General features: G+C 69.2%; 19 protein-coding genes. 18 read left to right on the forward strand and 1 reads right to left on the reverse strand.

Going from position 1 to position 18000, the window contains the following annotated elements; translation table 11 throughout:
* Positions 1-13: 13 nt before the first annotated feature.
* The 6 genes from gap (at position 14) to VHR41_06215 (ending at position 6390) form a co-directional block, all read left to right on the forward strand.
* Positions 14-1027, forward strand: coding sequence for a type I glyceraldehyde-3-phosphate dehydrogenase (gene gap / locus VHR41_06190; GenBank protein HEX3233766.1), 1014 nt, complete (start codon positions 14-16; stop codon positions 1025-1027).
* A complete protein-coding gene (locus tag VHR41_06195; protein HEX3233767.1) occupies positions 1024-2211 on the forward strand; it encodes a phosphoglycerate kinase in 1188 nt (395 codons plus the stop codon). Before gap ends, VHR41_06195 begins: the two co-directional genes overlap by 4 nt.
* A 4-nt stretch (positions 2212-2215) precedes the next feature.
* Positions 2216-2968, forward strand: a complete 753-nt coding sequence (gene tpiA, locus VHR41_06200) for a triose-phosphate isomerase (GenBank protein ID HEX3233768.1) — start codon at positions 2216-2218, stop codon at positions 2966-2968.
* Between the two features lie 65 nt (positions 2969-3033).
* Complete coding sequence (gene argE / locus VHR41_06205; protein HEX3233769.1) at positions 3034-4221, forward strand: acetylornithine deacetylase; 1188 nt, start codon at positions 3034-3036, stop codon at positions 4219-4221.
* Positions 4218-5513, forward strand: a complete 1296-nt coding sequence (locus VHR41_06210; GenBank protein HEX3233770.1) for a formimidoylglutamate deiminase — start codon at positions 4218-4220, stop codon at positions 5511-5513. The genes argE and VHR41_06210 overlap by 4 nt, the downstream gene beginning before the upstream one ends.
* Positions 5506-6390 carry a DNA-formamidopyrimidine glycosylase family protein gene (locus VHR41_06215; GenBank protein ID HEX3233771.1) on the forward strand — a complete coding sequence of 295 codons (885 nt, stop codon included), beginning with the start codon at positions 5506-5508 and terminating at the stop codon, positions 6388-6390. The genes VHR41_06210 and VHR41_06215 overlap by 8 nt, the downstream gene beginning before the upstream one ends.
* An 81-nt stretch (positions 6391-6471) precedes the next feature.
* Here the strand turns inward: VHR41_06215 and pgm are convergent, their stop codons facing one another.
* Positions 6472-8106: a phosphoglucomutase (alpha-D-glucose-1,6-bisphosphate-dependent) gene (pgm, locus tag VHR41_06220; protein HEX3233772.1), complete on the reverse strand. Its 1635-nt coding sequence runs from the start codon at positions 8104-8106 to the stop codon at positions 6472-6474.
* A 160-nt stretch (positions 8107-8266) separates the two neighbouring features.
* On the opposite strand from pgm, the gene VHR41_06225 reads away from it, so the two are divergent.
* From VHR41_06225 to VHR41_06280, 12 genes are all read left to right on the forward strand, one after another.
* Positions 8267-9151: a protein phosphatase 2C domain-containing protein gene (locus VHR41_06225; protein HEX3233773.1), complete on the forward strand. Its 885-nt coding sequence runs from the start codon at positions 8267-8269 to the stop codon at positions 9149-9151.
* Positions 9152-9201: 50 nt separating this feature from the next.
* Positions 9202-9678 carry a preprotein translocase subunit SecG gene (gene secG / locus VHR41_06230; GenBank protein HEX3233774.1) on the forward strand — a complete coding sequence of 159 codons (477 nt, stop codon included), beginning with the start codon at positions 9202-9204 and terminating at the stop codon, positions 9676-9678.
* Between the two features lie 25 nt (positions 9679-9703).
* Complete coding sequence (gene carA, locus VHR41_06235) at positions 9704-10825, forward strand: glutamine-hydrolyzing carbamoyl-phosphate synthase small subunit (GenBank protein HEX3233775.1); 1122 nt, start codon at positions 9704-9706, stop codon at positions 10823-10825.
* 78 nt (positions 10826-10903) lie between these two features.
* Positions 10904-11233, forward strand: a complete 330-nt coding sequence (locus VHR41_06240; GenBank protein HEX3233776.1) for an HU family DNA-binding protein — start codon at positions 10904-10906, stop codon at positions 11231-11233.
* A gap of 132 nt (positions 11234-11365) precedes the next feature.
* Entirely contained in the window at positions 11366-11632 is a 267-nt protein-coding gene (locus VHR41_06245) for a MoaD/ThiS family protein (GenBank protein ID HEX3233777.1), read from the forward strand.
* Positions 11633-11634: 2 nt separating this feature from the next.
* Complete coding sequence (locus VHR41_06250) at positions 11635-12081, forward strand: molybdenum cofactor biosynthesis protein MoaE (protein HEX3233778.1); 447 nt, start codon at positions 11635-11637, stop codon at positions 12079-12081.
* On the forward strand, positions 12081-13121 hold the full coding sequence (gene moaA, locus VHR41_06255; GenBank protein HEX3233779.1) for a GTP 3',8-cyclase MoaA: 1041 nt from the start codon (positions 12081-12083) through the stop codon (positions 13119-13121). Before VHR41_06250 ends, moaA begins: the two co-directional genes overlap by 1 nt.
* On the forward strand, positions 13121-13579 hold the full coding sequence (locus tag VHR41_06260) for a tRNA (cytidine(34)-2'-O)-methyltransferase (GenBank protein HEX3233780.1): 459 nt from the start codon (positions 13121-13123) through the stop codon (positions 13577-13579). Before moaA ends, VHR41_06260 begins: the two co-directional genes overlap by 1 nt.
* 59 nt (positions 13580-13638) lie before the next feature.
* The gene (gene mdh, locus VHR41_06265) at positions 13639-14571 is read left to right on the forward strand and encodes a malate dehydrogenase (GenBank protein ID HEX3233781.1); all 933 of its coding nucleotides are present in this window, start codon (positions 13639-13641) and stop codon (positions 14569-14571) included.
* Positions 14572-14584: 13 nt separating this feature from the next.
* Positions 14585-15247: a succinate dehydrogenase cytochrome b subunit gene (locus tag VHR41_06270; GenBank protein HEX3233782.1), complete on the forward strand. Its 663-nt coding sequence runs from the start codon at positions 14585-14587 to the stop codon at positions 15245-15247.
* A gap of 40 nt (positions 15248-15287) precedes the next feature.
* Entirely contained in the window at positions 15288-17201 is a 1914-nt protein-coding gene (locus VHR41_06275; GenBank protein HEX3233783.1) for a fumarate reductase/succinate dehydrogenase flavoprotein subunit, read from the forward strand.
* Positions 17198-17968: a succinate dehydrogenase/fumarate reductase iron-sulfur subunit gene (locus tag VHR41_06280; GenBank protein HEX3233784.1), complete on the forward strand. Its 771-nt coding sequence runs from the start codon at positions 17198-17200 to the stop codon at positions 17966-17968. The genes VHR41_06275 and VHR41_06280 overlap by 4 nt, the downstream gene beginning before the upstream one ends.
* Positions 17969-18000: the final 32 nt, after the last annotated feature.

The following is an 18000-nucleotide window of genomic DNA, read 5'->3' on the forward strand; positions in this document are numbered from 1 at the left end:
AGACGGAGAGATCATGGCAATTCGAGTCGGCATCAACGGCTTCGGCCGGATCGGCCGCAACGTGGTCCGCGCCGCCAAGGCAATGGGCGCGGGCGATCTCGATTTCGTCGCGGTCAACGACATCACCGACACCAGGACGCTGGCCCACCTGCTCAAGTACGACTCGGTGCACGGCCGCTTCCCCGGGGACGTCGTGCCGGAAGCGGATGCCCTCACCGTGGGTGGCGACTCGATCCGGGTGCTGGCCGAGAAGGATCCCGCCAAGCTCCCGTGGAAGGACCTCGGCGTGGACGTGGTGTTGGAATCGACCGGCCGATTCACCGATCGCGACCAGGCCGCCCTCCACATCAACGGTGGCGCCAAGAAGGTCATCATCTCCGCCCCGGCCAAGAAGGAAGACATCACCATCGTGTACGGGGTGAACCACACCGCGTACGACACCGCCAAGCACCACGTCATCTCCAACGCGAGCTGCACCACCAATTGCCTGGTGCCCATGGTGAAGGTCATCCTGGATCGGTTCGGCTTCGTGAGCGGATTCATGACCACGGTGCATTCCTACACCAACGACCAGCAGATCCTGGATCTGCCGCACAAGGACCTCCGGCGCGCGCGGGCCGCGGCGCTGTCCATCATCCCGACCACTACTGGCGCCGCCAAGGCAACCTCGCTGGTGCTCCCCGAGCTCAAGGGCAAGATCGACGGCGTCTCGCTCCGGGTGCCGACCCCCGACGTGTCGGTGGTGATGCTGAGCTGCGTGGTGGCGAAGGTCACCTCGGCGGACGAGGTGAACACTGCCTTCCGTGAGGCCGCCAAGAGCGGCCCGCTCAAGGGGCTGCTGGCGGTGAGCGAAGAGCCGCTGGTCTCGGTGGATTACATCGGCATGCTGCAGTCGAGCACGGTGGACGCGCTCTCCACCAACGTGGTGGGCGGCACGCTGGTCAACGTGACCTCGTGGTACGACAATGAAATGGGTTATTCCGCCCGGTGCGTGGACCTGCTCCGCTACGTGGGGCAGCGGCTGTGAAGCGAACGCTCGAATCCCTCGGCGCTGCCGTCGAGGGGCGACGGGCACTCGTGCGGGTTGATTTCAACTGTCCCATCGCGGACGGCAAGGTCACCGACAACACCCGGATCCGCGCCGCGCTGCCCACCATCAAGTTTCTCAGAGAGCGGGGCGCGCGGGTGATCCTTCTCTCCCATCTCGGCCGCCCCAAGGACGGCCCGGATCCCAAGTATTCGCTGCAGCCGGTGGTGCGCGAGCTGGAGCGGCTGCTCGGCGCTCCGGTGACCTTCCTTCCCGATCCCACGTCCGACGCCGCAGTCACCACCACCAAGCGGCTCACCCGCGGCGCCGTGGCAGTGGCGGAGAACAGCCGGTTCTACCCGGGCGAGGAGCGGAACGACCCCGACCTGGCCCAGCGCTTCGCCGCCCTGGGCGACTTCTATGTCGACGACGCGTTCGGCTCGGCCCACCGGGCGCACGCCAGCACCGAGGCGGTGGCCCGGATTCTCAAGCCCGCAGTGTCCGGCTTCCTGATGCAGCAGGAGCTGCGCTATCTCGGAGACGCGCTCAACCAGCCGAAGCGGCCGTTCGTGGCCGTGCTGGGCGGCGCCAAGATCAGCGGGAAGATCGATCTGGTCGAGGCGCTCCTGCCCAAGGTCGACGAGATCCTGCTGGGCGGCGCGATGGCGTGCACCTTCTTCAAGGCGATGGGACTGGAGACCGGCACCTCGCTGGTGGAGACCGACCGGCTGGACCTGGCAAGGCGGCTGATGGACAAGGCGGGGAAGAAGCTGGTGCTGCCGGCCGGAGCGGTCATCGCCCAGGGCCTCACGGCCGGCGCGGAAACTCGGACGGTGCCCCGCGACCAGATCCCGCCCGGCTGGGCCGTGTACGACATCGATCCCGAGACCGAGGCCGACTTCGCCCGGCGCATTCTTGGCGCCGGCACCGTCGTGTGGAATGGCCCGATGGGAGTCTTCGAGACGCCGCCGTTCGACCACGGCACGCTGGCGGTGGCGCAAGCTCTGGCGGAGGCCACGGGGCGGGGTGCGGTGACGGTGGTGGGCGGCGGAGATTCCGCGGCCGCGGTGGCCCAGGCAGGGCTCGCCGACCGGATCAGCCACGTGTCGACCGGCGGCGGAGCGTCGCTCGAATTCCTGGAGGGGAAGGAGCTCCCGGGCGTCGCAGTGCTGGATGAGGTCTGATCCGATGGTCCGACGCCTCATCTACGCCGCCAACTGGAAGATGAACCACGGCCCCGAGGAGGCACGTGCCTTCGCGGAGCGGTTTCTCCAGTTGACCTCGCCGGTGGAGGGCCGGGAGCTCTGGTTCTTCCCGCCGTCGGTGGCGATCAGGGTGGTGGCGGACGCATTCGCTCAGCGGGCCGATATCCGGGTCGGCGCTCAGAACGTCCATTGGGAGCCGAAAGGCGCGTACACCGGCGAGCTCTCGATCTCCATGGTGATGGAGGCGGGAGCCCGGGTGGTGCTGATCGGCCACTCCGAGCGGCGGCACCTGGTGGGGGAGACCGACGAGCAGGTATCCCGGAAGACGGTCGCCGCGCTCGCGGCCGGCGTCACCCCGCTGGTGTGCGTCGGCGAGACCGGGGCCGAGCGGGAAAGTGGCCGCACCGAATCGGTGATCCAGCGGCAGGTGGAGGCGGTGCTCGCGAAGGTGCCGGCCGCCGACTGGGTTCGGGTGATCCTGGCGTACGAGCCGGTCTGGGCGATCGGGACCGGGAAGAATGCCACGCCGGACGATGCCGCCCAGGTACACGATCTCATCCGGTTTCAGCTCTCCCGGCGCGACGTCGACGTGCGGGTGCCCATCCTGTACGGCGGCAGCGTCAGCCCCGCGAACGTGCTGTCGTTGCTCGCCCGCCCCGAGGTGGACGGCGTGCTGGTGGGCGGCGCGAGTCTCGATCCGGACCGCTGGGGCGAGCTGGTGGGACTCGGCGGTTGACGCCGGAACGTCGCGCGCCGCTGGCACTTCCCGCCATTCGCCTCTAGCTTTTCAGCAGTCTCTCCATGCTTCCCCAGCCGGAGCCGGCGATCGACGACCTCACGCCTCTCCTCTCCGACGGCGTGCTCCTCGCCCGGCTCGTCGGGATCGATTCGACCAGCCATCTCAGCAATCTCCCGCTGGCCGATTTCATCTGCGACTACGTCGATCGTCCGGGCGTCCGGATCACCCGACTGCAATCGGCCGATGGCCAGAAGGCCAATCTGCTGCTCGCCGCCGGGCCGGAGCGCGCGGACCGGCGGGGGCTGATGCTCTCGGGGCACATGGACGTGGTACCGGCCACGGAGCCCGAGTGGCGGACCGACCCGTTCCTGCTCACCGAGGTGCACGAGACCTACGCGGGGCGGGGCACAGCCGATATGAAGGGCTTCCTCGCGCTCGCGATAAATCGATTCCGCGCTCTGGACCCCGCGAAGCTCAGGTACCCGCTGCTGCTCCTCCTGACCTACGACGAGGAGACCGGCACTCTCGGCGCCCGCCACTTTTCCGAGACCTGGCCCTCGCCCGAGACGCTTCCTCGAAACGTGGTGATCGGCGAGCCGACCTCGCTCCGCGTGGTCCGGTTGCACAAGGGAATGATCCGACTCCGGCTCGAGTTCGAGGGCCGCGCCGCGCACAGTGGGTATCCCCACCTGGGCCGAAGCGCCATCGAGCCGGCCGCGCGGGCGATCGTCGCGCTCGGCGAGCTGCGCCGCACGATGGAGACCGAGCGTCCGGCCAACGGCGAGTTCTTCCCCGAGGTACCCTTCGCGGCGCTCAACGTGGGGACCGTCGCCGGCGGGAGCGCCGCCAACGTCATACCCGACAGGTGCGTGGCACAGATCGGCATCCGGCTCTTGCCGGGCATGTCCGCCGACGAGCTCATGGAGCGGGTCCGTGCGACGGCGCGCGCCGCCGTGGGCGGCGAGCCGTTCACGCTCGACCTGGGCAGCGAGAGCCCGCCGCTGATGCTCCCCGCGGACGCCGAAATTCACCGGCAGCTCTGCACCGTCCTCGGCCAGCGTGATTCCCACAGCGTCATGTTCGCCACCGACGCCGGCTGGCTCCAGCGGATCGGGCTCGAGTGCGTGCTCTTCGGGCCCGGCACGATCAAAGTGGCCCACCGGCCCAATGAGTCGCTCCCCATTGGCGAGTTCGTCCGCGCCGGGCACGTCCTCGACGACCTCATCCAGAAGAGCTGCATCGAGTCATGAGCCCGGCGGTGCTCGAAGCCGAGCTGATGTGGACCCTCGGCGGGTTTGCCCCGGGCGTCCAGATTGCGATCGGGGACGATGGGCGGATCGCCGCCGCGGGGGCACTCGGTCTGTCTCCCACGGAGCGGCTGAGCGGCGTCGCGCTGCTGCCCGGATTCGTCGACACCCATTCCCACGCCTTTCAGCGTGGCCTCCGGGGCTCCGGCGAGCGCTTCCCCGCCGGTGCGGGGAGCTTCTGGAGCTGGCGCGAGGCGATGTACGCACTGGTCGGGTCGCTCGATCGCGAGTCGCTTCGCCGCTGGTCGGTGCAGGCGTTCGGCGAGATGCGCGATGCCGGGGTCACGACGGTGGGAGAGTTCCATTACGTCCATCACGAGCGCGACGGCGACTTCGCGCTGGACGAGGTGGTGCTGGCGGCAGCGGCCGAGGTGGGGATCCGGATCGCGCTCCTCAACACGTTCTACGCGACCGGCGCGCCCGGAAAGCCCCTGCAAGGGGCCCAGTGCCGCTTCGCGACGCCGTCGCTGGACGAGTACTGGCGCCGGATGGATCTGCTCGCCGGCATGCTCGAACCTGCGACCCAGAGCCTCGGCGCCGTGGCGCACAGCATCCGGGCGGCGAGCCCCGAGCAGATCCGCGCGGTGCACGATGAGGCGATGCGTCGGGCCCTTCCGTTCCACATGCACGTCGAGGAGCAGGAGCGGGAGATCGAGGAGTCGATGGCGGCGTACGGCGCCACGCCCATGGCTGTCATCCTCGATGCGCTCGACGTGCGCGACAACTTCACGGCCGTCCACTGCACCCACACCTCCGACGCCGACATGGCGAGGTTTCTCGCGGCAGGGGGCCGGGTGTGTCTGTGCCCGCTGACCGAGGCGAACCTGGGCGACGGGATCCCCCGATTGTCGCTCCCGCACGCCGCCCGTGATCGGCTCGCGCTCGGCACCGACTCCAATAATCGACTCTCGCTGCTGGAAGAGATGCGCTGGCTGGAATACGGGCAGCGACTCGAGGGGGAGATGCGTGGAGCGCTGGCGGATGAGGCGGGGAACGTGGCGACCACGGTCCTCGCCGCCGCCACCACCGGGGGCGCCCGCGCGCTGGCGGTGGACACCGGGCGCATCGCGCCGGGCGCCTGGGCCGATCTGGTAGCGATCGATCTGACCGCTCCGGCGCTCGCGGAGGTCGGACCGGAGCGGCTGCTCGAGGCGCTGGTCTTCGGCGCGGGCAACGAGGTCATCGCCGGCACGTTCGTGGGCGGCCGCTGGCGAGCGACGCGCGCGCGTGCCTGAGCTCCCGGACATCACCGTCTACCTGGACTGCCTCGCTCCGAGAGTGGTGGACCAGCCGCTCGAACGACTGCTCATCCGCAATCCGTTCGTGCTCCGCTCGGTCTCGCCATCTGTCGCCGAGGTGGAAGGCAAGCGAGTCCGCGGCCTCCGCCGGCTCGGCAAGCGCGTGGTGCTGGCGCTGGAGGACGAGCTCTTCCTGGTGATCCACCTGATGATCGCCGGGCGGCTGCGCTGGCGGGCGGCCGGCGCCAGGATCCCCGCCATGCTGGCGCTCGCCACCTTCCAGTTCCCCTCCGGCGTGCTGGTGCTGACCGAGGCGGGCCGCACCCGGAGGGCGTCACTCCACGTGCTGCGGGGCGAGGCAGCGCTCCGGGAGTTCGACCGCGGCGGCCTGGACGTGCTCGGCGCGGACCACGCGGCCTTTGCCGCCCGTCTCACGTCGGAGAACCACACGCTCAAGCGCGCGCTCACCGATCCCCGCCTGTTCAGCGGCATCGGGAACGCGTATTCCGACGAGATCCTGCACCGCGCGCGACTCTCACCGCTGACGCTCACCAGCCGACTCGAGGAAGAGGAGATCACGAGGCTGTTCGACGCCACCGGCGCGGTCCTGCGGGAGTGGACAGCGCGCCTTCGGGCCGAGGCGGGTGAGGAGTTTCCGGAGAAGGTGACGGCGTTCCGGGAGGGAATGGCGGTGCACGGGCGGTTTGGCCTGCCTTGCCCGGTCTGCGGCGCGCCGGTGCAGCGGATTCGCTATGCGGCCAACGAGACCAACTACTGCGCCCGCTGCCAGACCGGCGGCCGGCTGCTGGCGGACCGGGCGATGTCGCGGATCCTGCGGGAGGATTGGCCTCGGTCGATCGACGAGGTGGAGTGAGCGAGCGGAGCTGTCGACCCTCGCGGGAACTGTCATCCCGAGCCTATTCGCTGCGCGGCCGTCCTTCCCGTCCTTCCCGTCCTATCGCAGCACCCCCTCCACCATCCCCTGCGCCTCCGCGACCAGCCGGGCCAGATGGTCCGCGTCACGAAAGCTTTCAGCGTAGAGCTTGTACACGTTTTCCGTGCCCGACGGCCTGGCCGCGAACCAGCCGTGTGCCGTGGTGACCTTGAGGCCGCCGATCGGCGCACCGTTGCCGGGAGCGCGGGTGAGCTTGGCGGTGATCGGATCACCGGCGAGCGATCCCGCGGTCACCGCCTCTGGGGTGAGCCGCTTGAACGCCGCCTTCTGCGCGGGGGAGCACGGTGTGTCGAGCCGGGTGTAGATCGGCGCGCCCAGCCTCGCGCTCAGCTCGGCGTAGTAGACACCGGGGTCGCGGCCGGTCACGCCGGTAATCTCCGCCGCGAGCAACCCCAGCAGAATTCCGTCCTTGTCGGTGGTCCAGACCGAGCCGTCGCGCCGGAGGAAGCTGGCCCCCGCGCTCTCCTCGCCGCCGAAACAGCAACTCCCGTCGAACAGTCCCGGCGCGAACCATTTGAATCCCACCGGCACCTCCAGCAGCGTCCGCCCCAGCTCCGCCACCACCCGGTCGATCACGGCACTGGAGACCAGCGTCTTCCCCACCGCCGCCCCGCTCGGCCACTTCGGGCGATGGGTCAACAGGTAATGAATCGCCACGGCCAGGTAGTGATTCGGGTTGAGCAATCCCGCCGAGGGCGCGACGATACCATGGCGGTCCGCGTCGGGATCGTTGCCCCAGGCCACCGCGAAGCGGTCCTTGAGACCGACCAGGCTCGCCATGGCCCACGGGCTGGAGCAGTCCATCCGGATCTTGCCGTCGTGATCCACCGTCATGAAGCCAAAGGCCGGATCGAGCACCGGGTTCACCACCGTGAGATCGAGACCGTAGCGCTCGGCGATCCGGGGCCAGTAGCCGAGGGAGGAGCCGCCCATAGGGTCCACCCCGATCCGCACGCCCGCGGACCGGACCGCCTCGAGGTCGAGCGCGCTGCCCAGCGCCGCGACGTAGGGCTCGACCAGATCCTCCTGGTGGGTGGTCGAAGCCGCGCGGGCCGTTGCCACGGGCACCCGGCGGACGCCGGCGTTGCGCGCAGCCAGGAGCGCGTTCGCCCGGTCCTGGATGCGGGTGGTGATCTCGGTATCGGCCGGCCCACCGGTTGGTGGGTTGTACTTGAACCCGCCGTCCGCCGGCGGATTGTGCGAGGGGGTGATCACGACCCCGTCCGCCAGCCCGGCCGACCGGCGCGCGTTGTAGTTGAGGATGGCGTGGGAGATGGCCGGCGTCGGGGTGAAGCCGTCGTCCTGCTGGACGACGACCGCCACGCCGTTGGCCGCGAACACCTCCAGCGCCGTCCGCTCCGCCGGACGCGACACCGCGTGGGTGTCCTTCCCCAGGAAGAGCGGCCCGGTGATGCCGCTGGCGACGCGGTATTCGCTGATCGCCTGGCTGATGGCCAGGATGTGAGACTCGGTGAAGCTGCCGTCCAGCGGGGTGCCACGGTGCCCGCTGGTCCCGAAGCTCACCCGCTGCGCCGGATCATCGGGGTCCGGCCGGCGGCCATGATACTGGAGCTCGAGCGCGCCGACGTCGACCAGGAGGTTCCGTGGGGCGGGCTGGCCGGCGAGTGGATGCATCGAGGCTCGTGGTGATCGGCGGGCGTCGGAGAGTGCGTGACCGCCGAAACATCACCCCGACCGGCGGGGCAGACAACCACAGCGGTCCGGCGCGAGCCGGCGGAATCTGGCCAAGGCGGCACGGGGCTCGTATCCTGGATGCAACGAAAGCGAGAGCCTCATGACCCATCCGACGCCCCATCCCGCGGGCGCTCTGCCTGACCGGCAGCCGCGCGACAACGAGCTCGACGTTTACGGACTTACCCACGCCGGCAAGGTACGGAAGTCGAATCAGGATCATTTCCTGATCTGCTCGCTGCGGAAGCAGATGCAGGTGCATCGCACCAGCCTGCCCGACGTCGATCGCCTTCCGACCTTCGAGAACCGGCTGGCGTTTCTGGCGATGGTGGCGGATGGGGTGGGTGGGAACGCGGCAGGGGAAACGGCGAGCCGAGTCGCGCTCGAGGCCGTCACCCGTTATCTCGGCCACAGCGTGCAATGCTACTATGCCGGGAGCAGCCACGACGACCGGACCTTCCTGGCCGACCTGCAGGAAGCCGCCATGCGCTGCCATGCGGAGATCCTGGCGGAATCGGATCGGGACCCGGACCTGGCCGGCATGGCGACGACGCTCACGCTCTGGCTCAGTGTCTGGCCGCGGGGCTATCTGCTGCAGGTGGGCGACAGCCGCTGCTACGTGCTCCGTCAAGGCGAGCTGACTCAGATCTCCCGGGACCAGACCATGGCGCAGGAGCTGATAGATGCCGGCGTGATGGCCCGGGCGGAAGCCGACCGGACCCGGTGGGCACACGTGCTCTCGAGCGCCATCGGTGGCCAGCAGACCGCGCCATCGGTGACCCGGCTGGATCACGCGTGGGACACCGTCGGCCTTCTCTGCAGCGACGGACTCACCCGCCACGTCAGCGATGACAGGATTCGGCAACGCCTGCTGGAGATGACTTCCGCCAGGGAGGCCTGCGAGAGCCTGCTGCAGGACGCCCTCGAGGGCGGTGGCAGCGACAACATTACCATCCTGATCGGCCGCAGCGTTCCCGCCGAGAGTTGACCCAACCTGTGTCGGCCGCTAGACTTCGCGGCTGCCCAGGAGGCTATTTCATGTTCGCGTTCCTGCTCACGCTGCTCATTCTCGACGCGCTGCTGCTCTCGGTCGTGGTCCTGCTCCAGGCGGGCCAGGGCGGGGGACTCGCCTCGCTCGGCGGCGGCACGACCGATACCGTGCTCGGCGGCCGCCAGGCCGTCACCATCCTCACCAAGGCGAGCTGGTGGTGCGGCGGCATCTTCCTGGTGCTGGCGCTGATGCTCTCGTTCGTACGCCGCAGCGGCGATACCAGCGCGCTGCAGGAGCGGTTGCGGGCCTCGTCGCCGGCGGCGCCCGCCTCAGGCGCGCAGGTGCCGCTCGGCGGCTCGCCCCTGCCGCCTGCCTCGGAGCCAGCGGGTGGCGCCAAGCCTTCGGCCGCGGGGACCGCAAAGGTGCCGGCAAGCGGAGCCGCGCCGGCCAAGTCTCCAGCCGCCGCACCGGCTCCCGTCAAGGCTCCGTCTCCGGGGGCGGCGCCTCCCAAGCCCAAGCAGTGACCAGGATCGAGCGCGGGGTGAGCCGATGACGGGTCGCCCCGCTTTCGTTTTGCTGGAGGACGGCACCTGGTTCTCCGGAACCACGTCCCGGCCCATCGATCCCGGCTTCGGCGAAGTGGTCTTCACCACCAACCTCACCGGCTACCAGGAGACATTCACCGACCCCAGCTACCTGGGGCAGATCGTGGTGATGACGGCGCCGATGATCGGCAACTACGGGGTGAATCTCGAAGACATGGAATCGCCCCGGCCCCAGGTCACCGGTGTGGTGGTGCGCGAGCTCTCTCAGCACATGTCCAACTGGCGCGCTACGATGAGCCTGGACACCTGGCTGTCCGAGGCGGGCGTGCCGGTGCTGGAGGATGTCGACACGCGCCGGCTCACCCGCCACCTGCGCGAACGGGGCGCGATGCGAGGCGTCCTGGCGGAGGGCCGCGAACCCAGCCGCGAGCTCACGGCCCAGCTGCTGGCGTCCCCTTCTATGGAAGGTCTCGACCTCGCCTCCCGCGCCACCGTGCACGAGCCCTGGACCGAGGGTCGGGACGGCCCGCACGTGGTGGCGTACGACTACGGCATCAAGCGAAACATCGTCCGGATGCTGGTGCGCGCGGGATGTCGGGTCACGGTGGTCCCGGCGAAGACGAGCGCGGCTCAGGTGCGCGAGCTAAACCCTGATGGACTCTTTCTTTCGAATGGCCCGGGCGATCCGGCCGCGGTGGCCTACGCCGTCGACACCATCGCGGATCTCGCCGGCGGGGGCCTTCCCACCTTCGGAATCTGTCTAGGCCACCAGCTCGTCGGCCTCGCCTTCGGCGGCTCCACCGCCAAGCTTCCCTACGGACATCGCGGGGGTAACCACCCGGTCCGCGATCTGCGCACGGGCCAGGTCCTGATCACCACGCAAAACCATGGCTTCGCAGTGGTTGGCGATGCCGGCGCGGTGCCCGGAGCCAGCGGGCTCGAGGTCACCCACCTGAACCTCAACGACGGTACCATCGAGGGCGTACGGCACCGCGAGCTCCCGCTCTTCGCCGTGCAGTACCACCCGGAAGCCGCCCCCGGGCCGCACGACGCTTTCCCCCACTTTGCCGAGTTCCTGGCCACGCTGCAGGGCCGCCAGACCACGGTGCAAAGTCCAACCCCTTGACAGACAACACTTAAGCTCCTACTATCGGCCGTAAGGAAGCCCGCCAGCCTCGCTGCCTGAAACCCGTCTGGGGGACGCATGACCAAGGCCGATCTCGTCGAGCAGGTCACTGCTTCAATTGCCAAGACCGCTGGGCCGATGATCTCCAAGAAGGACTGCGCCCGAGTAGTGGACGCGTTCCTCGAGGCGGTCAAGGACGCGCTCAAGCAGCAGCACAACATCGAGGTTCGCGGGTTCGGGACCTTCAAGATCCGCCGGCGGAAGACCCGCATGGCGCGGAACCCCCGCACCGGTGACCCGGTCGAGGTCGCCGCGCGTCCGGTCCCCGTATTCAAGCCCAGTAAAGAGTTACGGGCGCTGGTGGCGGACGAAGGCGAGCCGCAGGCGGAGCCGGTCCCAGGCATGTAGTCGCCGGCCCGGCGCCGGCGGCCGCACTGCACGACGGGTCGCTCCGGGGCACATGCCCCGGGGCGACCCGTCTTCGTACCGGACCCGCGCGGCGGTGTTTCCCCTGCCGCGGAGCAGGGATAGCTTTCCGCTATGGCAGTCGAACTCTCCTCCGGCGTGACCGTGCGAGTGCTCCTGTTCGCCAGCTACGCCGACCGGCTCGGGCTCGAGTCGATCGCGCTGACGCTGCCGGCACCGGCCTCGGTCGGCGCCGTGCTGGAACGGCTGCGGGCGCTGCCGGGGGGCGATCAGCTCCCGGCGCGGCCGCTCTGCGCTCGGAACCTCGCGCACGTCGGAGCCGACGAACCGCTCGAGGCCGGCGACGAGATCGCCATCCTTCCACCGCTCGCAGGAGGATGAGCGTGCGGTTCCTCACGTCCGACCCGATCGAGCTCGCTGCCCTCGCCGCCACGGTCGAGTCCCCGGAGCGCGGGGCCGTGGTTTCCTTCCTCGGCGTGGTCCGCAACCACCACGGCGGCCGGCCCGTCGAGCGGCTGCACTACTCGGCTTACGGCCCGATGGCGGAGGCCGAGTGTGCTCGCATCGTGGCTGAAGCGGAGCCGCGTTGGCGGGTGGTGGTGGCCCTGCGCCACCGCACCGGACGGCTCGAGGTCGGTGAGACGGCCGTGGCCATCGTGGTCGGCGGGGCGCACCGCGAGGCAGCGTTCGCGGCCTGCCGCTGGATCATCGAAGAGGTGAAGCGGCGGGTGCCAATCTGGAAGCAGGAGGTCTACGCCGACGGCACGGTGGCGTGGGTGGATCCTACCGCCGCCTCTCACCCGGCGGACGCCGCACCGCAGCCCGCCTGATGTCGAAGCTCGCAACGCCTGAGCCCGTCGATCGCTTCGGCCGGCCGCTCCGCAGTCTGCGGATCTCGGTGACCGACCGCTGCAACATGCGCTGCCGCTACTGCATGCCGGAGGACGAGTACGTCTGGCTCCCGCGCGAGTCCATCCTGAGCTTCGAGGAGCTCGCCCGGCTGACCGCCATCTTCACCAGCCTCGGTGTAAGCAAGGTTCGCCTCACCGGGGGGGAGCCGCTGCTGCGGCACGAGCTCCCCACGCTGGTATCGATGCTCGCCGCCCAGGGCGAGCTCGCGGACCTCGCGCTTACCACCAACGGCATCCTGCTGGAGCGTTCCGCCAGCGCGCTCCGCGCGGCCGGGCTCCGCCGGGTGACGGTCAGCCTGGACACCCTCCGCCCCGAGCGAATGCTCCGCTTCGCCCGGAGCGCGCGCCATGATGACGTGCTGCACGGCATCGCCGCCGCGCGGGCCGCGGGCTTCGACTCGATCAAGCTCAACAGCGTGATCATCCGTGGGTATAACGACGACGAGCTGGTGGAGCTGTTGGAGTTCGGCCGGAGGGAGAAGGTCGAGGTCCGGTTCATCGAGTACATGGATGTGGGCGGTGCGACGACCTGGTCGATGGATCAGGTTGTCTCGCGCCGCGAGGTGCTGGAGCGGCTGGCCGCGCGCTACGGCACGATCACCCCGCTGGAAGAGACCGGCTGGGCGCCGGCCGAGCGGTTCGCGCTGGGCGATGGCACCCAGTTCGGCGTGATCGCGTCCACCACCGCTCCGTTCTGCCGCACCTGCGACCGGAGCCGCCTCACCGCCGACGGCACCTGGCTGCTCTGCCTCTATGGAGAAGAGGGGCTCGATCTTCGGAGCCTGCTCCGCGGCGGCGTGGCGGACGGGGAGATCGCCGCCCGGATCGCGGCCGCCTGGCGGGCCCGCATCGACCGGGGCGCGGAGGAGCGCGCCGCGCTCCCCGCGCGGGGCGTGCTGCATCGGATCGAGAGTCTCCGCGCCGAGCCGCGGCGCGAGATGCACACCCGCGGCGGCTGATGGCGCTTCACGTCGCGCTCATCCAGCCCCTGATCCCTCCCAATACCGGCAACATCGCCCGGCTCTGCGCCGCCACCGACAGCGCCCTGCACCTGATCGAGCCGCTCGGCTTCTCCCTGGAGCAGAGCGAGCTCCGCCGGGCCGGATTGGACTACTGGGACGCGGTGGACCTGTGGGTGCACCCGGACTGGTTCGCTTTCCGCGACGCCATGGGACGGGAGCGGTGCCTCTACTTCTCCTCCAACGCCACTCGCACCTACTGGGAGGCGCCCTACCGCTCGAACAGTTGTCTGGTCTTCGGAAATGAGACCGAGGGCATGCCGGCGCGCATCCTGGAGAAGCACCCGGACCGCTGCTTCCGGATCCCGATGGCAGGGCCGGTTCGGAGCCTCAACCTGGCGACGGCGGTGGGAATCGCGTTGTACGAGGCCATCCGGCATACCAGCGCCGCCGGGTAGCCAGTATATTGCTGCGCCTTAGTCCACGCACCCACGGCCCGCCTGGAGAGTGACTCCCGATGCTTGGCACGATTGCCGTTGTCGGAGCAGGAAACGTCGGCGCCACCGCGGCACAGCGCCTCGCCGAAAAGCAGCTGGCACGCAGCGTGGTGATGATCGATGTCATCGAAGGCGTGCCCCAGGGCAAGGCGCTCGACCAGTGGCAGTCGGGTCCGATCGAGGGGTTCGACACCCGCATCGTCGGCAGCAACAGTTACGAGCCGGCCGCGGGCGCCGATCTGTTCGTGGTGACCGCCGGGATCGCGCGGAAGCCCGGCATGAGCCGGGACGATCTGGTCAAGACCAATGCCGGCATCGTGCGATCGGTGTGCCGGGAGATCGCCCGGGTGGCGCCCCAGACCATCCTCGTGGTGGTCTCCAATCCACTCGACGTCATGTGCTACGTGGCCATGCGGGCCACCGGCTTCCCCCGCGAGCGGGTGGTCGGTATGGCGGGGGTGCTCGACACCGCGCGCTACCGCATGTTCCTGGCGGAGGCGCTGAACGTGTCGGTGGAGGACATTCAGGCGATGGTGCTCGGAGGGCACGGGGATACCATGGTCCCGCTGATCTCGTACACCACCGTCTCGGGCATCCCGGTGAGCCAGCTGATGGATGCCGGCACTCTCGACTCCATTGTGACCCGCACGCGGAACGGCGGGGCGGAGATCGTGGCGTTCCTCAAGACCGGCTCGGCCTACTACGCTCCCAGCGCGGCCGCGGTGCAGATGGTGGAGGCCATCGCACTCGACAAGCGGCGGATCCTGCCGTGCTCGGCCTGGCTGCAGGGAGAGTTCGGCCTGCGCGACGTGTTCTGCGGCGTGCCCTGCAAGCTTGGCCGCGGCGGGCTCGAGCGCATCCTCGAGATCACCCTGAGCGACGCCGAACGGACCGAGCTGCACAAGTCGGCGGAAGCGGTCCGGGCGACGCAGGCCGTCGTGGACGCGGCCTGACCCGCGACGACCGATGAATCGGTTGTGGGCTCTGTGGGACTCGTCGGTCGGGAAGAAAGCGGTCATGGCTGGTACCGGGCTCATCCTGCTCGCGTATCTGATCACCCACGTACTGGCCAACCTCCTCGTCTTTCAGGGACCCGCGAAGATCAATGCCTACAGTGCATTCCTCCACGGCACCGGAGGCGCGCTGTGGGTGGCGCGCGCGGTGCTCTTCGCCGCGTTGGTGCTGCATGTGCTGGCCGCAGTCCAGCTCACGCTCCGGCGCCGGGCGGCCCGGCCGGTGGGCTACGCTGGTGGGCGCGAGCCCCAGGTGTCGACCGTGGCGGCACGGACCATTCGCTGGGGCGGGGTGCTGATTCTCGTGTTCCTGGTCTACCACATCCTCCACTTCACTCTCGGAACGGTGCACGCCGCCTTCATCGAGGGCGATCCCTACCACAACGTCGTCACCGGCTTCGGCAATCCCCTGGTCGTCGTGTTCTACGAGGTCGCCATGGCCGCGGTCGGCCTGCACTTGTACCACGGCATCTGGAGCAGCGGGCGGAGCCTCGGAGTGAGCCCGCCGTCGCCGCACCCGCTGCGCCGGCAGCTCGCGCTGGCCTTGGCGCTGATCGTCTGGGCGGGGTTCACGGCGATTCCGATCGCGGTGTACGCGGGAGTGCTTCGGCCGTGAGGAGCCACATCAGGTCGGGCGAGGGGATGGGGAAGCCGACATGGAGCTGAAGTCCGGGATCCCGACCGGCCCGCTGGAGCTCAAGTGGGACAAGCACCGCTTCGAGATGAAGCTGGTGAACCCCGCGAACAAGCGGAAATACACCATCATCGTGGTGGGCAGCGGACTGGCCGGCGCCTCCGCGGCTGCCTCGCTCAGCGAGCTGGGCTACAACGTGAAGTGCTTCTGCTTCCAGGATTCGCCCCGCCGGGCCCACAGCATCGCGGCCCAGGGCGGCATCAACGCGGCCAAGAACTACCGGAATGACGGGGACAGCATCTACCGCCTGTTCTACGACACGGTCAAAGGCGGGGACTTCCGGGCCCGCGAGGCGAACGTCTACCGGCTGGCCCAGATCAGCGTCGAGATCATCGACCAGTGCGTGGCACAGGGAGTGCCGTTCGCCCGGGAATACGGCGGGCTGCTGGCCAACCGCTCGTTCGGTGGCGCGCAGGTGTCGCGCACCTTCTACGCCCGGGGCCAGACCGGGCAGCAGCTGCTGCTGGGCGCCTACCAGGCGCTGGAGAAGGAGATCGCCCGCGGCGGGGTGACGATGTATCCCCGGACCGAGATGCTGGACCTCGTGGTCATCGATGGCCGGGCGCGCGGCATCGTCACCCGCGACATGGTGACCGGCGCCATCGAGGCACACGTGGCCGACGCCATCGTGCTGGGCACCGGCGGCTACGGCAACGTCTTTTATCTGTCCACCAACGCCAAGGGGTCCAACGTCACCGCCATCTGGCGGGCCCACAAACGCGGCGCGGCGTTCGCCAACCCCTGCTATACCCAGATCCATCCCACCTGCATTCCGGTGAGCGGGGAGTACCAGTCGAAGCTCACCTTGATGAGCGAGTCATTGCGCAACGACGGGCGTGTCTGGGTCCCCAAGCAGCCGGGCGACAGCCGCCGCCCGGACCAGATTCCCGAGGCCGAGCGAGACTACTACCTCGAGCGGCGCTACCCCAGCTTCGGCAACCTCGCCCCGCGCGACATCGCCTCGCGGGCCGCCAAGGCGGTCTGCGACGAGGGGCGAGGGGTCGGCCCCGGAGGCCTGGGGGTCTACCTGGACTTTGCCGACGCGATCAGACGGCTGGGCGCCGAGACGATCCGCGAGCGGTACGGCAACCTGTTCGAGATGTATCAGCGGATCACCGATGAGGATCCCTACCGGATGCCGATGCGGATCTTCCCCGCCGTGCACTACACGATGGGCGGTCTCTGGGTCGACTACAACCTGATGAGCACGATTCCCGGGCTCCATGTGATCGGGGAAGCGAATTTCTCCGACCACGGCGCCAACCGCCTGGGCGCGAGCGCACTCATGCAGGGCCTGGCGGACGGCTACTTCGTCCTTCCCAACACGATCAGCGACTATCTCGCGAGCGCCAGGTTGGAGAAGGTCGACGCCGACCATCCGGAGTTCCGCCGGGTGACCGGCGAGGCGGCGGTGCGTACCCGCCGGTTTCTCGAGATCAAGGGAACCCGCACGGTCGATTCCTTCCACCGGGAGCTCGGCCGGATCATGTGGGACAAGTGCGGGATGGCCCGGAACGCGGCGGGGCTTCGCGAGGCCTTGGAGCGCATCCCAGCCTTGCGGGAGGCGTTCTGGCGGACGGTGAACGTGCCGGGGAGCGACGCCGAGCTGAACCAGGCGCTGGAGCGGGCCGGCCGGGTCGCCGACTTTCTCGAGCTGGGCGAGCTGATGTGTCGCGACGCCCTGCACCGGGAGGAATCCTGCGGCGGCCACTTCCGGGAGGAGCATCAGACCGAAGACGGCGAGGCCAGGCGCAACGATGAAGAGTTCGCGTACGTGGCCGCCTGGGAATACACCGGCCTCGAGCGGCCGCCGCAGCTACACAGGGAGCCGCTCGAGTTCGAGTACGTACACCTCGCCCAGCGGAGCTACAAGTGAACCTGGTCCTGCACGTCTGGCGTCAGCCGGGCCCGGCGGCAAAGGGAAGCCTGGTGCGGTACGATGTCCAGGACGTGAGCCCCGACATGTCATTCCTCGAGATGCTGGACGTGCTCAACGAGCGGTTGATGCAGCGGGGCGAGGCGCCGATCGCCTTCGACCACGACTGCCGGGAAGGGATCTGCGGCGCCTGCAGCCTGATGATCAACGGCGTGGCGCACGGGCCGAACCGGGGGACGGCCACCTGCCAGCTTCACCTGCGGAGCTTCCGGGATGGCGACCATATCAACGTCGAGCCTTGGCGGGCGCGAGCCTTTCCCGTGATCCGGGACCTGGTGGTGAACCGGAGCGCGCTGGACCGGGTCATCGCCGCGGGCGGCTACATCAGCGCGCCGACCGGCTGCGCGCCCGACGGGAACGCGATTCTCATTCCCAAGGACGTGGTCGACACGGCCATGGACGCCGCCCAATGCATCGGCTGCGGCGCCTGTGTGGCGGCGTGCCCCAACGGGTCGGCATCACTCTTCACCGGAGCCAAGATCGCCCACCTGGGCCTGCTGCCTCAGGGTCAGCCCGAGCGGCTCGACCGCGCGCGGCGGATGGTGCGGCAGATGGATATCGAGGGGTTCGGCCACTGCACGCTGTATGGAGAGTGTCAGGAGGCGTGTCCTAAGGAGATCAGTATCGACACGATCACCCGGATGAACCGGGACTTCCTGCGGGCCAGCCTGGTGGCGGGGCGGGGGGCCACCGCGCGATCCGACTGATTCCGGCTCACATGGGTGCATCATCGAGAGGG

The sequence above is a fragment of the Gemmatimonadales bacterium genome, assembly GCA_036265815.1.
Lineage (GTDB): Bacteria > Gemmatimonadota > Gemmatimonadetes > Gemmatimonadales > GWC2-71-9 > CAVVWJ01.

Bases quoted from the DNA above. Each gene is read 5' to 3' on its own strand.
- pgm (HEX3233772.1), bottom strand. From the start codon at position 8,106: ATGCATCCACTCGCCGGCCAGCCCGCCCCACGGAACCTCCTGGTCGAC.
- VHR41_06240 (HEX3233776.1), top strand. From the start codon at position 10,904: ATGACCAAGGCCGATCTCGTCGAGCAGGTCACTGCTTCAATTGCCAAG.
- moaA (HEX3233779.1), top strand. From the start codon at position 12,081: ATGTCGAAGCTCGCAACGCCTGAGCCCGTCGATCGCTTCGGCCGGCCG.
- VHR41_06225 (HEX3233773.1), top strand. From the start codon at position 8,267: ATGACCCATCCGACGCCCCATCCCGCGGGCGCTCTGCCTGACCGGCAG.
- VHR41_06275 (HEX3233783.1), top strand. From the start codon at position 15,288: ATGGAGCTGAAGTCCGGGATCCCGACCGGCCCGCTGGAGCTCAAGTGG.
- mdh (HEX3233781.1), top strand. From the start codon at position 13,639: ATGCTTGGCACGATTGCCGTTGTCGGAGCAGGAAACGTCGGCGCCACC.
- argE (HEX3233769.1), top strand. From the start codon at position 3,034: ATGCTTCCCCAGCCGGAGCCGGCGATCGACGACCTCACGCCTCTCCTC.
- gap (HEX3233766.1), top strand. From the start codon at position 14: ATGGCAATTCGAGTCGGCATCAACGGCTTCGGCCGGATCGGCCGCAAC.
- tpiA (HEX3233768.1), top strand. From the start codon at position 2,216: ATGGTCCGACGCCTCATCTACGCCGCCAACTGGAAGATGAACCACGGC.
- VHR41_06260 (HEX3233780.1), top strand. From the start codon at position 13,121: ATGGCGCTTCACGTCGCGCTCATCCAGCCCCTGATCCCTCCCAATACC.
- secG (HEX3233774.1), top strand. From the start codon at position 9,202: ATGTTCGCGTTCCTGCTCACGCTGCTCATTCTCGACGCGCTGCTGCTC.
- VHR41_06210 (HEX3233770.1), top strand. From the start codon at position 4,218: ATGAGCCCGGCGGTGCTCGAAGCCGAGCTGATGTGGACCCTCGGCGGG.
- VHR41_06270 (HEX3233782.1), top strand. From the start codon at position 14,585: ATGAATCGGTTGTGGGCTCTGTGGGACTCGTCGGTCGGGAAGAAAGCG.
- VHR41_06245 (HEX3233777.1), top strand. From the start codon at position 11,366: ATGGCAGTCGAACTCTCCTCCGGCGTGACCGTGCGAGTGCTCCTGTTC.
- carA (HEX3233775.1), top strand. From the start codon at position 9,704: ATGACGGGTCGCCCCGCTTTCGTTTTGCTGGAGGACGGCACCTGGTTC.